Annotated in this window: 12 protein-coding genes and 1 other RNA gene; 9 read left to right on the top strand and 4 right to left on the bottom strand. The window is 46.9% G+C overall.

What is annotated here, in order from left to right; all coding sequences use genetic code 11:
• A complete protein-coding gene (locus HMPREF9442_RS14815; RefSeq protein WP_040603249.1) occupies positions 1 to 1,512 on the bottom strand; it encodes a bifunctional ADP-dependent NAD(P)H-hydrate dehydratase/NAD(P)H-hydrate epimerase in 1,512 nt (503 codons plus the stop codon).
• 73 nt (positions 1,513 to 1,585) lie between these two features.
• Between HMPREF9442_RS14815 and hpt the strand changes: the two genes are divergently transcribed.
• The 5 genes from hpt to HMPREF9442_RS14790 all read left to right on the top strand — a co-directional run bounded on the left by hpt (position 1,586) and on the right by HMPREF9442_RS14790 (position 6,008).
• Entirely contained in the window at positions 1,586 to 2,122 is a 537-nt protein-coding gene (gene hpt, locus HMPREF9442_RS14810) for a hypoxanthine phosphoribosyltransferase (protein ID WP_008630197.1), read from the top strand.
• A gap of 66 nt (positions 2,123 to 2,188) precedes the next feature.
• Positions 2,189 to 2,764 (top strand): adenylate kinase, encoded by a 576-nt coding sequence (locus HMPREF9442_RS14805; protein WP_008630196.1) that lies wholly within the window; start codon positions 2,189 to 2,191, stop codon positions 2,762 to 2,764.
• Positions 2,765 to 2,769: 5 nt separating this feature from the next.
• Positions 2,770 to 3,948, top strand: coding sequence for a GTPase ObgE (gene obgE / locus HMPREF9442_RS14800; RefSeq protein WP_008630195.1), 1,179 nt, complete (start codon positions 2,770 to 2,772; stop codon positions 3,946 to 3,948).
• Between the two features lie 9 nt (positions 3,949 to 3,957).
• The gene (gene pgeF / locus HMPREF9442_RS14795) at positions 3,958 to 4,770 is read left to right on the top strand and encodes a peptidoglycan editing factor PgeF (RefSeq protein ID WP_008630194.1); all 813 of its coding nucleotides are present in this window, start codon (positions 3,958 to 3,960) and stop codon (positions 4,768 to 4,770) included.
• A 17-nt stretch (positions 4,771 to 4,787) separates the two neighbouring features.
• Positions 4,788 to 6,008: a M23 family metallopeptidase gene (locus HMPREF9442_RS14790; protein WP_008630193.1), complete on the top strand. Its 1,221-nt coding sequence runs from the start codon at positions 4,788 to 4,790 to the stop codon at positions 6,006 to 6,008.
• Positions 6,009 to 6,142: 134 nt separating this feature from the next.
• Here HMPREF9442_RS14790 and HMPREF9442_RS14785 read toward each other — a convergent pair whose 3' ends face one another.
• From HMPREF9442_RS14785 to ssrA, 3 genes are all read right to left on the bottom strand, one after another.
• Positions 6,143 to 6,352, bottom strand: coding sequence for a hypothetical protein (locus HMPREF9442_RS14785; RefSeq protein WP_008630192.1), 210 nt, complete (start codon positions 6,350 to 6,352; stop codon positions 6,143 to 6,145).
• Positions 6,353 to 6,367: 15 nt separating this feature from the next.
• Positions 6,368 to 7,549 carry a phosphoribosylaminoimidazolecarboxamide formyltransferase gene (locus HMPREF9442_RS14780; protein ID WP_008630191.1) on the bottom strand — a complete coding sequence of 394 codons (1,182 nt, stop codon included), beginning with the start codon at positions 7,547 to 7,549 and terminating at the stop codon, positions 6,368 to 6,370.
• A 61-nt stretch (positions 7,550 to 7,610) separates the two neighbouring features.
• Positions 7,611 to 8,009: a transfer-messenger RNA gene (ssrA, locus tag HMPREF9442_RS16080) on the bottom strand.
• Positions 8,010 to 8,204: 195 nt separating this feature from the next.
• On the opposite strand from ssrA, the gene HMPREF9442_RS14775 reads away from it, so the two are divergent.
• Genes HMPREF9442_RS14775 through HMPREF9442_RS14760 form a run of 4 tightly spaced genes read left to right on the top strand, consistent with a single transcriptional unit; the run spans position 8,205 to position 13,508 of the window.
• Positions 8,205 to 8,837: a sugar transferase gene (locus tag HMPREF9442_RS14775; RefSeq protein WP_040603246.1), complete on the top strand. Its 633-nt coding sequence runs from the start codon at positions 8,205 to 8,207 to the stop codon at positions 8,835 to 8,837.
• Positions 8,837 to 11,386: an SLBB domain-containing protein gene (locus HMPREF9442_RS14770; RefSeq protein ID WP_008630189.1), complete on the top strand. Its 2,550-nt coding sequence runs from the start codon at positions 8,837 to 8,839 to the stop codon at positions 11,384 to 11,386. Before HMPREF9442_RS14775 ends, HMPREF9442_RS14770 begins: the two co-directional genes overlap by 1 nt.
• Before the next feature lie 6 nt (positions 11,387 to 11,392).
• A complete protein-coding gene (locus HMPREF9442_RS14765; RefSeq protein WP_008630188.1) occupies positions 11,393 to 12,472 on the top strand; it encodes a Wzz/FepE/Etk N-terminal domain-containing protein in 1,080 nt (359 codons plus the stop codon).
• Position 12,473: 1 nt separating this feature from the next.
• The gene (locus HMPREF9442_RS14760; protein WP_008630187.1) at positions 12,474 to 13,508 is read left to right on the top strand and encodes an EpsG family protein; all 1,035 of its coding nucleotides are present in this window, start codon (positions 12,474 to 12,476) and stop codon (positions 13,506 to 13,508) included.
• The last annotated feature ends 28 nt before the right edge of the window (positions 13,509 to 13,536 follow it).

The raw sequence follows: 13,536 nt of genomic DNA, 5'->3' as shown, positions 1-13,536 counted from the left end.
TTATTCTTTTAATTTCTTAAAGGCTTCGGGGAGTGCGTCGATGATGTCGCTAGCAATCATGCTTTCTTCGCCTAACCTTTCGCGTGCGATGTCGCCGGCCATGCCGTGGAGATAGGTACCCAACTGGCAAGCTTCATTGGCCGTATATCCCCGTGCCAGTAAAGCCGTAAGGATACCGGTCAGCACATCACCGCTTCCGGCCGTGGCCATGCCTGCGTTGCCCGTGGGATTGATGATAACGCGTCCCGTCGGTGTACAAATCATGCTGTTGTGTCCTTTCACGATGACATATAACTGCATTTTGATGGATAGCTCGCGGGCTTTAGCCATACGGTCGTAACTGTCGGTACATGCTCCCACGAGGTTTTCCAATTCTTTTGGATGCGGAGTGAGAATCGTGTCTTGTGGGATTTCCGGAATCCATTCCGGATGGTTGCCTAAGATGTTGAGTGCGTCTGCGTCGAGTACCATTTCGCCCGGATGGTTACGGATGAAAGTACGCAGCGCTTCTGCCGTTTCTTCGTGTGTGCCCAGTCCGGGACCGATGGCCAGAGCGTTGTAGTCGTAGGTACTTATGGCTTTCGACACCCGGATGTCGGACAAATCATGGCTGAGTATGGCTTCGGGCACACTGCATTGCAAGATGTTGTTGTTCATGTCCGGCGTGTGGACGGTCAGTTTGCCCACTCCACTTCTCAGGCAAGCCTTTGCCGCGAGGATGGTTGCGCCTCCCATGCCGTACTGTCCGCTGACGAGCAGGGCATGCCCCATGCTGCCTTTGTGGGCGAAAGGGTTACGCGGTTTGAGTATCTTTTTCACCTCTCCCGGCTCTATTACCGTAATACTACAGTCCATAGCCGCCAATCCCTCGGCGGAAAGCCCGATGTCCACGGGCTTCACTTCACCGAGATATTTCTGGTTCTCGCCGAAAAAGAAGGCCAGTTTAGGAAGCTGGATGGTCAGGGTCAGGTCCGCACGGACGATGGCCGACGGATTATTGTATGTGTTGTCTTCGCTCATCAAGCCGGATGGGATGTCGATGCTCACCACTTTGGCCGGACTGGCGTTGATTCTTTTCACGAGACCGGCATAGCCCCCGTCCAAAGGCTTGTTCAATCCGGTACCGAACAGTCCGTCTATGATGACATCTTTTGCGTCCACTTCAGGGAAGGAGAATTGGGAAGATACTTCGGTGAACATCAGTCCGGCCAGGTTTTCCAGTCTTTTCTTGTTGTTCAGGCAATCGTCGCTGAGACGTCCCGTGATGTTGAACAGATACGTCTGTACCGTATACCCGGCGTTGCAGAGCAGGCGGGATACCGCCAAGGCATCACCGCCGTTGTTACCCGGACCGGCAAACACGATAAAGCGGGTAGCGGTGGTCCAACGGCTTTTCAGTTCGGCTGCAATCGCTTTTGCGGCACGTTCCATCAAATCGATGGATGAGACGGGTTCGTGCCCGATGGTGTATTTATCTAATTCTTTAAACTGGGTCGAGGTGAGTATCTTCATGACAAATAAAACTTCGTTTTCTTTCGTATTCTCTTGGTTTTGCACTATATTTGCACAAAATTAGCAAAAAGATATGGAAACACTTCAGATAAAGGATAAAAAATTTGCCGTATCGATACCTGAATCCGAGATATTGAAACAGGTGAAGCGGGTGGCAGGGGAAATCAACCGTGATCTTGCCGGGACAGAGCCTGTTTTTCTGGCCATATTGAACGGTTCTTTTATCTTTGCGGCCGATTTGATGAGGGAAATCAGGCTTGCTGCACAGATATCGTTTGTCAAGTTGGCTTCTTACGTGGGTACGTCTTCAACCGGTTCCGTCTGTGAGATGATAGGGTTGAATGCCGATATCGCCGGACGGGATGTCGTGGTTGTGGAGGATATAGTGGATTCCGGATTGACGATGAAATACGTGACAGAAATGTTGGCGAAGTACAATCCCCGTTCCATTTCCATTTGCACCTTGTTGCTCAAGCCCGGTAATTTGAAAGTGGATTTGGATATTCCGTACAAGTGTTTCTCCATTCCCAACGATTTCATTTTGGGATATGGGTTGGATTATGACGGTTACGGGAGGAACACCCGTGACATTTACACCGTCGTGGAATAAGTTGGCAGTATCTATTGCCGGGAAAGGAGGAGAAAGATTGTTTCAACCAAATACAAAATAAGAACGATGAAGAATATTATTATTTTCGGTGCCCCGGGATCAGGCAAGGGCACTTACAGTGACGAGATTGTGGCAAAATACGGCATGGGGCACATTTCTACCGGTGACGTGTTGCGCGGAGAAATCAAGAACGGTACGGAGCTGGGCAAGATTGCCAAGGGATATATTGACAACGGCCAGCTTATTCCGGATGAGCTGATGATTGACATCTTGGCTAAGACATACGATGCACAGACGAAAGGCCAAGGGGTGATATTCGACGGTTTCCCCCGTACCATCGCGCAGGCCGAGGCTTTGAAGAAGATGTTGGCCGACCGCAAGGACGACATGGGCATGATGATAGAGTTGGTGGTGGACGAAGAGACGTTGATGGCGCGTTTGCTGAACCGTGCCATCGAACAGGGACGCGCCGACGACAATGAAGAAACCATCAAGAAGCGTTTTGAAGTGTACCGTAACCAGACGGCTCCTTTGGCCGAATGGTTCGAAAAAGAAGGTTTGCGCCATACTTTCAACTGGAAAGGTTCAAAAGAACAGATGTTGGCGGAAATCTTTGAAGCGATAGACGCTGCAAACAAATAATTTATATGGCAGAATCCAATTTTGTAGACTATGTGAAGATATACTGCCGTTCGGGCAAGGGGGGGCGCGGTTCGGCTCACATGCGCCGGGCCAAGTACGTGCCCAATGGCGGACCGGACGGTGGAAACGGCGGCCGTGGGGGTAATGTTTACCTTCGCGGCAACCGCAACTATTGGACGTTGCTCCATCTGCGTTATGACCGGCATGTCTTTGCCGGCCATGGCGGGAATGGCTCCAAAGCCCGGTCGTCGGGCAAGGACGGCGAGGACAAGTATATAGACGTGCCGTGCGGAACGGTGGTCTATAATGCCGAGACGGGAGAATACCTTTGCGACGTGACGGAGGACGGACAGCTCGTGTTGTTGCTGAAAGGAGGCCGGGGCGGTTTGGGCAACTGGAATTTCCGTACGGCCACCAATCAGGCGCCGCGGTATGCCCAACCCGGGGAGCCGATGCAGGAGATGATGGTCATCATGGAATTGAAGCTGTTGGCCGATATCGGTTTGGTGGGGTTTCCCAACGCCGGGAAATCCACTTTGCTCAGTGCCGTGTCATCCGCCCGTCCCAAGATAGCCAATTATCCCTTTACGACACTCGAACCCAGCTTGGGCATCGTGTCCTACCGCGACAACCAGTCGTTCGTAATGGCCGATATTCCCGGCATCATCGAGGGAGCCAGCGAGGGAAAAGGGTTGGGGCTGCGTTTCCTGCGCCATATCGAGCGCAACTCTTTGTTGTTGTTCATGGTGCCCGGCGACACGGAGGACATCCGGAAAGAATATGAGATACTGTTGAACGAACTGGCCACGTTCAACCCCGAAATGCTCGACAAGCAGCGGGTGTTGGCCATTACGAAAAGCGATTTGCTGGACGATGAGCTCATACAGATGCTTTCCGAGAACCTGCCCGACGTGCCCCATGTGTTTATCTCTTCGGTCACGGGGACGGGCATAGCCGAGTTGAAAGACTTGTTATGGAAAGAGCTGAACAGCGAAAGCAATAAACTTCAGGCCATTACCGGCCAAAGCAAGATCGTGCATAAGAACAAGGATTTGAAATTCCTGCAGAATGAGCTGAAAGCCATGGGCGAGGATGAAGATATCCAGTTTGTGGACGAGGAGGAGATAGAAGACCTTGACGATTTCGAATACGAAGAGGATTGGGACGACGAACCTCAAAAATAGTTCCGGAAGATGGGTGGACCGGAATTGCTGACATACGATTTGGGACAGGGCGTCTGTGCTTTTAGTACGGAGCGTCGCGGAGGTTATAGCGAGGGAGCATACGCTTCTTTCAATGCCAATGCCTATTGCGGGGACGACGAACGCATGGTGCGGCTCAACCGTGATTTGTTGTGCGAGTCTTTAGGTTTGGAGACATCCCGTTTGATTATACCTCATCAGATACATGGCGCACGGGTGCGTCGTATCGATGAGGCTTTTTTTATGCAGGCCGATGCCGTCAAGGCGGTTACGCTTGAAGGAGTGGATGCCGTGATGACGGACGTGCCGAAGGTGTGCGTGTCGGTGTCTACCGCCGATTGCATACCTATATTAATATACGACCGGGTGCATCATGCCGTAGCCGCCGTGCACGCCGGTTGGCGGGGCACGGTGTTGCGCATTGTGGAAGCCGTCCTGCATGCGATGTCAGGCGCGTATGGTACCCGTCCGCAGGATGTGGAGGCGGCCATCGGTCCTGGCATATCCTTGGAAGCTTTCGAGGTGGGTGACGAGGTGTATGAAGCTTTCCGCACGGCCGGTTTCCCGATGGAGGAGATGGCGAGGCGATATCCTGTCGCCGGAGACGGGAGTGACAGGATGGAAAAATGGCACCTTGATTTGTGGCAAGCCAACCGGGGCTTGTTGGAGGATTGTGGTGTGCCCTCTGCACGGATTCATTTGGCCGGAGTGTGTACTTACGGCCATTCCGAACGTTTCTTCTCCGCACGTCGCTTGGGCATCCGTTCGGGGCGCATCCTGAACGGTATTTTTCTGACGGACTGATTAAAAAATATGGATATATGGTGAAGCGTGTTTCTATTTTGTGTCTCGCTTTGTTGTTGGCACTTTTGTATTCCTTTACGGGCAGCCGCAAGGAGCGGGTAGATTTCTCGCGCGTGGAACGGCGTATGCTTCATATCCCGACAGCCGGATTGTTCGACGGCACCGGTTATTTCACCGTGACTTCAGCCGATATGGAACGCGACGGTTGGAGTTTTCCGGTGGAGGGCGGAGTGTTGTTTACTCCCGATTTTCGTCATGACCCCATCGGTTGGTATATCATGTCACCTGAGGTAAAGCACGAAGTCAGGGCGGCCATGCAGGGCCTGGTACGCTTGGTGCGTAAAACGGATTTAGGAAAGACGGTCGTGGTGCTCCATCCCAACGGGATGGAAACGGTGTATGCCCATCACGCCAAGACGTTGGTGGAGTCCGGCGATTATGTTTCTGCCGGGCAGGCTATCGCATTAGCCGGTGCGGACCATGGCGTGGTCTATACCTATTTCGCCCTGATGGTGAACGGCGTGCCGATGAGCCCGTCCACGCTGGCTTGTCCCGATGGTAGTTTGAAGTTCGATGCCATGCAGTTTCGTCTGGATGAGTCCGGTTATGTCCGTGCTTCTTTCTACCGAACGGGCGAGATTGAAGAACGTCCTCCCCGTTTCGACTGGTTTCGGGTGTCGGAATTGGTGGACTTGGATCGTCCTTTTTCAGCCATGGAAAGGCAACATGTAGGTGTGGCTACACCTGGGTTGTTTGACGGGTTTTCTTCGTTCACGATAGACTTGTCCCGGATAGGGAAGTGGAGTTATCCGCTGCTTGGTGCCAAGGTGATCAGTCCCTACGGTGGGGCACGTAAGAACCATACAGGAACGGATCTGAAGACGAAACCGCACGACAAGATACGGGCGGTGTTCGATGGGATAGTCCGCTTCTCCGGAAAGTACTCTGCATACGGGAATATGGTGGTAGTGCGCCATGCCAACGGTCTGGAGACTTGTTACAGTCATAATGCCAAGAATTTGGTTCGTGTAGGTGATCGGGTGAAAGCCGGTGACGTGATAGCCACCGTGGGGCGCACCGGTAGGGCTACGACGGAGCATTGTCATTTTGAAGTCCGGGTGAATGGCGTGCCGTTTAATAGTGATTACATTTTCGATCACGGGCGGCATGCGTTGAGGAAAGACAAACTCACCTTTACCCGAAAAACGAACGGAACTATCTCTGTACGGAAAAATTAAGTACCTTTTTCCCTCCTTTTGGAAAGCAGAAAATCATCTTGCAGAAAGACGTAAATCGTTTAGCGTTCTCTAAGGGATGAAAAAAAGACCGTAGGGTGATGCCTGCGGTCTTCTCTTTTGTATGAGAAAATATATTACTTTTTATGCCGGTTGGCTCTGCGGCGGCGGATTTCAGCCTTCATTTTTGCCGACCCGGAACCATGCGCTCCCGTGATGTAAGCTTTCTTTTTGGCTTTGGTTTTCACTTTGTTTTTTGAGTTTCCGGAAGTCTTTTTAGCACCCCCTGAAAACACGATTCCTCCCGTGATTACCTTGTCGATGTCATCTCCTCCAAAGTTTGCCATAAGTGTGCCGTGGGATTAATGGTGGAACAGGCGGACGCCGGTGAAAGCCATCGTGATGCCATACTTGTCGCAAGTCTCGATTACATGGTCGTCGCGTACGCTACCGCCGGCTTGTGCCACGAACTGTACGCCGCTCTTGTGCGCCCGTTCGATGTTGTCGCCGAAGGGGAAGAACGCGTCCGACCCTAAGGCCACTCCAGTGTTTTGTGCAATCCAGGCTCGTTTTTCCTCGCGTGTGAGCGGTTCCGGCTTTTCGGAGAAGAATTTCTGCCATTCTCCGTCGGCCAACACGTCCATATAGTCGTCGCTGATATAAATGTCGATGGTATTATCTCGGTCTGCACGGCGGATTTTCTCCACGAACGGCAGGTTCATCACCTTCGGATGTTGGCGCAACCACCAGATGTCGGCCTTGTTGCCCGCCAGACGCGTACAGTGGATACGGCTTTGTTGTCCGGCTCCGATACCGATGGCCTGTCCGTCTTTCACGTAGCATACGGAGTTGCTTTGCGTGTACTTCAGGGTGATGAGGGCGATCATTAAGTCGCGTTTAGCCTCGTCGGTAAACGTCTTGCAGGCCGTGGGGATGTTCTCGAATAAAGCCGGGTCGTTCAATTTGATTTCATTGCGTCCTTGCTCGAATGTGATGCCGAACACCTGTTTATGTTCTATCGGTTCGGGAACATAGTCCGGGTCTATCTTGATGACGTTGTAAGTGCCTTTGCGTTTCTCGCGCAGGATTTGGAGTGCTTCTTCCGTGTAGTCCGGAGCAATCACTCCGTCGCTGACTTCGCGTTTGATGAGGGTGGCGGTAGCGGCATCGCAAGTGTCGCTCAGTGCGATGAAGTCACCGTAGCTTGACATACGGTCGGCACCGCGTGCACGGGCGTATGCGCAAGCGATTGGAGTGAGGGGAATTTGCACGTCATCCACAAAGTATATTCTTTTTAACGTGTCGCTCAACGGGAGGCCGATGGCTGCCCCGGCAGGAGACACGTGTTTGAAAGACGTGGCGGCAGGCATGCCGGTGGCTTCTTTCAGTTCCTTGACCAGTTGCCAACCGTTGAGGGCATCCAAGAAGTTGATATACCCCGGACGGCCGTTGAGTACTTCAATCGGCAGTTCGCCCTCGGTCATGTAAATGCGCGAGGGTTTCTGATTCGGATTGCATCCGTACTTTAAAGCTAATTCTTTCATATCGAGTGATTAATACAGAAGCAGCCCGACACGCATACTGCATGACGGGCTGCTTTCAAATTTGTGGAGCTGGAGGGAATCGAACCCTCGTCCAAACAGGGAAACCATACGCTTTCTACACGCTTATCCCGGCCTTCGGTTTTCGTGCGCAAACAAGACCCGAGCCACCCATTTACGCCTTATCCTTTAAGATTTCACCGTCCGTGCAAGGCCACGGACGACTATCTCCGATTTAGCTGCACCACTTTTCCGGAATGCTTCGGAGCCACAGCTTCCGAGTGATGTCTCGTTTCAGCACCTGGTGCCGAAATAAAGGTAATCTACTATACTTCGATCACGCAGCGAGAGCGTAGTTGTTTTCGCCAGATAAATTCTTGGTAACTGAGATTATAGAGGAAATCACCGACCCTCTGCGTGCTTACGTACCATTCCATCCTGCTGTCAAATCCATGTCAACCCCGGATGTTTGAATTGCAAAGATAAGATATTCTTTTGAATAAAGGCATAAACATGCTGTTATTTTTTCTCCGGTTCTTTATTTTTTCTACACGGTTAAGTCATTACTTGTGAGAGAAAAAAAAATATCGTTATTTTGCAATAATTTCACTCTTGTGGAGTTTTATACTTAGATAAATTAGATTTAATGAATTGGAAAATGAGTCAGATGTCTGTCAATATGGAGATTTGTGATGGGATGAATTGGGTGGAACGAGCCATTAAAAAAGGTCTTGATACCATATTTGCTTTGTTGGGTTTGATAGTGTTGTCTCCAGTTTTTTTATTAGTTTATTTTTTATTAAAAAGGCAAGGTGATGGACCTGTATTGTTTAGACAGGAACGAATAGGGTACAAGGGAAAACCTTTTTATATATTGAAATTCCGGACAATGAGAGTTGATTCAGAGAAGGACGGGAAACCTTGTTTGGCGAAGAAAGGGGATGATAGGTTAACTCCTGTAGGTAGATTTTTGCGTGAACATCATTTGGATGAATTACCTCAGTTGTGGAATGTTTTTCGGGGGGATATGGCGTTTGTGGGTCCTCGTCCTGAACGGCGTTACTTTATTGATTTGATTAGAAAGGAGAATCCTGATTATGATTATATTTATTTGATGCGTCCGGGATTGACTTCCATGGCTACTTTATATAATGGATATACGGATTCGATGCAAAAAATGCTGGTTCGTTTGCAAATGGATTTAGAATATTTGCAACAGCGTTCGTTGTTTTTAGATATAAAAATTATTTTGACCACTGTCGTTTTTATTTTAAAAGGAAAGAAATTTTGATGTATATGGCAAGGAGGATATTGCTAGCCTGTTTGGCGTTTTTTGGGTTTCAATTTATTTTTTCTCAATCCATGTCGGACGATCAGGTGGTACGTTATGTCATGGAACAGCAGGAGAAAGGGAAAGACCAACAATATATTGTTTCCCAATTGCTTCAAAAAGGTGTAACGGTAGATCAGTTGCGGCGTATTCGTAAAAAATATGAGGCAGAACAAAAGCAGCCCGGAGCTTTGGACTTGACCGGAACGACTCAACCCAAAAGTGGAACGTCCCGCTTGAGGACCAACAAAGAAAAGACACGGGATGAACGCCAGAAACAGAATGGTTATATGGTTCGTTCGCGACGTGAAATAAAGGATGGAGAGGATAAAACACTGAAGGGCCAACAACTCAACGAAGAGATAGGGTTTATGGATATAGACTCATTGATTTATTATCGTAATTATTTCAAGGAAGACGACCGTCAAGTCTTTGGCCGTAATATCTTCAATAATGAAATGCTGACTTTTGAGCCGAGCATGAATATACCGACTCCGGCAAACTATCGCCTGGGAGCCGGTGATGCTGTAATTATAGACGTATGGGGGGCTTCACAGACTACTTTCGAGGGGACGGTGTCGCCCGACGGAACTGTGACAATAGAGGGGGTTGGGCCTTTGGCATTAGCCGGAATGACTGTAAAAGAGGCTAACGAGTATGTTAAAAAGCAATTAGGTCGTTTTTATGCGAATTCCAACATAACCTTGACCGTTGGGGAGACACGATCTATACAAGTACAGGTGATGGGTGAGGTGATGGTACCGGGGACTTATACGTTGAGTGCCTTATCTTCTGCTTTCAATGCGTTGTATGCGGCCGGGGGAATCAGTGAAATCGGGACGTTACGCGATATAAAAGTATTCCGTCAGGGACGTGTGGTTTCAACCATCGATGTCTATGATTACATTCTGAACGGGAATACAAAGGGGGATATCCGTTTGGCGGATAACGATGTGATTGTGGTAGGGCCGTACGAATGCTTGGTGAATATACGGGGCAAGGTGAAGCGTCCTATGTTTTATGAAATGAAAGAAAACGAAAGCGTCTCCCGTATTTTGGATTATGCCGGAGGGTTTGCCGGGGACGCTTATACGGATAATGTGCGTCTGATACGTAAAAGCGGACGAGAGTATTCCGTGTATACGGTGGATGAGTTTGAAATGAACGGTTTTTTATTGAAAGACGGAGATTCTTTATATGTAGATTCGGTTATTCCTCGTTTTTCCAATATGGCAGAAATACGCGGAGCTGTGTTCCATCCCGGACAATATCAGATGGATGGGAGCATCAAGACTGTACGCCAGCTGATTAAAGCGGCCGATGGGTTGCGTGAAGATGCTTTTCTTAAACGGGCTGTAATGCACCGTCAAAAGGAAGACCTGACGATGGAAGCTTTATCCGTGGATGTGGAAGGTATTATGGACGGGACGGTAGCCGATATCCCTTTGCGTAAGAATGATATTTTGTTTATTCCAAGTTCGTTGGATATGAAAGGGGAGCGGACATTGACAATTGATGGTGAGGTTAATTTTCCAGGTATCTATCAGTATGCGGACAATACGACGATAGAAGACCTTGTACTTCAGGCCGGAGGGTTTACGGAGGCAGCCTCCATGGCGAAAGTCGATGTGTTCCGCCGTATCAAGAATCCGGATGCGGTGACCGATGATGAGAAACTGTCAGAGACTTATAGCTTTTCTCTCCGTGACGGTTTGGTGATGGGTGACGGTCAGGACTTTCATCTCCAACCGTACGATGAGGTTTTTGTGCGTAAAAGTCCGGCTTATTCGGAACAGCGCAATGTGAAAGTGAGTGGTGCCGTGAACTTTTCCGGAAGTTATGCCATGGATAATAAAGATTATCGTTTGAGTGATTTGGTAAAGGCGGCTGGAGGCTTGTCTTCTTTGGCTTATGCAAAAGGAGCCCGTCTGCAACGTTTGTTGACAGAAGAAGAAAAAAAGCAACGTGAAAGTGCTATGAAGGCTTCCCAAATACAAGTTTATGAAGAAAGCTTGCGTTCGGAAAAAGAATTTAATATGGCGCAAGCAGATTCAATTTTGAATTTGAAGTTGGATTTGGGGGATACTTATCCTGTTGCCATTAATTTAGAGAAGGCGATGAAGAATCCGGGAAGTTTGGACGATGTGCGTTTGCGTGAAGGGGATGAGTTGGTGGTACCTCAATTTTCGAATACGGTAAAGATCAGTGGGGAAGTGATGTATCCTATTTCCATTAATTATGAGAAAGGAAAACCGCTCAGCTACTATATTAAACGCGCTGGAGGTTATGCCGACCGTGCGCATAAGTCCCGTGTGTATACCATTTATATGAATGGTTCTGTAGAGCAGTTAGGACGTCGTTCAAGCAAATCCATCCAGCCTGGGTGTGAGATTGTGGTTCCGACTAAACCACAGCGTAATAAGATGACACCACAGGAGATGATGACGATAGGGACCTCTACGGCTTCAATTGCTACAATGATTGCAACGTTAGTGAATATACTTAAATAATGCATTATGGACCCAAAAAAGGAACCTCAGCCAATAGATTTGGTAGAAATTTTTCAAGTATTATTCAAACAAAGATTATGTATTGCTAAGATTTGTGGCATAGTCTCAGTTGTGGCTGTTATATATGTATGTAGTATACCACGTGGATATAACGCCACCGTGACTTTGGCACCGGAAATATCGTCGGGTGCATCCTTGTCTGGTAATATAGGCTCTTTAGCGAGTATGGTTGGACTGAATTTGGGTAGTAGTATGAATGGAGATGCTCTTTATCCCGAGATTTATCCAGACGTGTTGAATTCTACGGATTTCCTTGTGTCGCTGTTTGATGTGAAAGTTCAAACAGCGGACGGAGAGATAAAGACTACATTATATGATTATTTTGCTGTGCATCAGGAACGCCCGTGGTGGAGTGCCGGTTTTTCTTATATAAATTCTTTTATTAAGAGTATTTTCCCCAAAAAAGAAGAGCAAGTTAATTCAGAAGGAACAGATTCTTTTTGGTTGACGGAGGATGAATCTAATATCTGTAAAATGATTTCGGATAATATATCTTGTTCTGTAGACAAAAAAACAAGCGTAATCACAATAGGTTTTACGGCACAAGATGCCCTTGTGGCTGCGACGATGACAGATTCGGTCAAACAGAGATTACAAGATTTTATTATTGAGTATAAGACAAGCAAAGCACGTAATGATCTTGTTTATTTTGAAAAAATGCTTAATGAGAGCCAAAAGGATTACGAAGCAGCTCAACGTGTATATTCTGAATATTGTGATACGCATAAGGGTGCCGTATTACAGTCTTACATGTCTCAGCAAGATTTCTTGGAGAATCAATTGCAATTGTCGTATACTTCCTATAGCCAATGGGTCCAGCAAGTTCAAATCGCTAAAGCCAAACTGCAGGAAAAAACTCCATCTTTTACGGTCGTGAATTCTGTGACAGTGCCTTTGCGTCCTTCCTCTCCTAAACGTATGTTAATTGTTGTGGGTTGTGTATTCTTTGCTTTTTTATGTTCCTCTTTATATGTATATGGAAGAGAACAGATGTTAAAGAAAAAAGAATTGAAGATGCCGGAATAAAATGATTTTCATAATACTTTTCCTATTTTGTTTTATAATGTCAGTGGCTTTTATAGAAGAAAGACTCGATTCTTCTATTAAGTTGCTTTTATTGATTTTAATAGGAGGGGGAATGGCTCTTGTGGCAGGATTTCGGCCGAGTGATATAGACCATGATTATTCTAATTATGTGAATCTCTATAACAGTAGTTATGATATTACAACAGAAATATCGTTCGTCTTGTTGTCTTATCTGGTCTATTATGTGTTTGATAATGTCGTCTTTTTATTTCTGATTTATGCTATATTGGCGTTGTCACTTCAGATTCTATCCATAAGAAGATTGACCGATTTATATTTTCTGTCTCTTTTGGTTTACTTGAGTAATTATTATTTGCTCCATGGTATGAATCAGATAAGGGTAGGGGTTGCGTCTGGTTTCTTTTTATTTGCACTTCAATATTTGAGGACCGGAGACCGATTTAGGTATTTGTTATGCATTTTTTGTGCAACTTGTTTTCATTATACTGCCGGAATTCTTGTGTGTTTTGTTTTTTTTTCTAATGAGATTTTTAAAAAGTGGCAATATATATTTTATGCATCAATCATACCTTTTTGCTATCTGATATATTTTTTGAAGATGGATTTTTTATTGATGCTTCCTATTCCTTATATAGAAGAAAAAATGGAGATTTACCGTTCTTTACAGGAACAAGGATTATGGGATGAGATAAATGTTTTTAATTTAGTCTTTTTGGTAAAAATAGTTATCACTTATTTTTTGCTTTGGAAGTGTGAGTTGATTGCTCGTTTTAATCCGTTTGTGGTTATTCTTCTGAAAGTTGAGATTTTGTCTTTGGCTGCGTTTATACTTTTTTATAATCTGCCTGTTTTTGCATTTCGTTTGAGTGAGTTGTTGGGAGTGGTAGAAGTGATACTATTTCCTCTTTTATATTATACTATAAAACCGGATTATGCATCGAAAGCAATTGTCGGTGTAATTGCTTTAGTGTTTTTGTTTATCGGGGTTTTCTATAATCAAGTCATATACATTTAAATATAGTGCTTTTTGTCAGTGCGGTATG

The sequence above is a fragment of the Paraprevotella xylaniphila YIT 11841 genome, assembly GCF_000205165.1.
In the GTDB taxonomy this organism is placed as follows: Bacteria; Bacteroidota; Bacteroidia; order Bacteroidales; family Bacteroidaceae; genus Paraprevotella; species Paraprevotella xylaniphila.
The sequence above is the reverse complement of the archived record's forward strand: the minus strand, read 5'-3'. Positions and strand labels throughout refer to the sequence as shown.